The sequence below is a fragment of the Zestomonas carbonaria genome (assembly GCF_904061905.1).
GTDB classification, from domain to species: domain Bacteria; phylum Pseudomonadota; class Gammaproteobacteria; order Pseudomonadales; family Pseudomonadaceae; genus Aquipseudomonas; species Aquipseudomonas carbonaria.
In genome coordinates this window covers 1-254 of the sequence record NZ_CAJFCI010000142.1, presented here as the reverse complement: position 1 = coordinate 254, position 254 = coordinate 1, and the positions used below count along the sequence as shown (strand labels likewise).

Annotated in this window: 1 protein-coding gene; it reads left to right on the top strand. The window is 72.0% G+C overall.

Going from position 1 to position 254, the window contains the following annotated elements; genetic code table 11:
* Positions 1–53 precede the first annotated feature (53 nt).
* Positions 54–254, top strand: a 201-nt coding sequence (locus tag PSEWESI4_RS25020; RefSeq protein ID WP_187673937.1) for a DUF4147 domain-containing protein, incomplete at its 3' end; no start/stop codon positions are given.

The window sequence follows — 254 nt, the reverse complement described above, 5'->3', positions numbered from 1 at the left end:
CCGTGCGGACTGCAATCGGTCCCCTGCACGCAATAACAACACTGGAGTCCGTCATGCCCCTCGATCCGCAATCCCTGCTCCGCGAGCTGTTCGCCACCGCCATCGCCGCCGCCCACCCGCGCCAGGTGCTCGCCGACCACCTGCCCGCCGACCGCTCCGGGCGGGTCATCGTCATCGGCGCCGGCAAGGCCGCCGCGGCCATGGCCGAGGTGATCGAGCGCGAGTGGCACGGCGAGATCGCCGGCCTGGTGGTC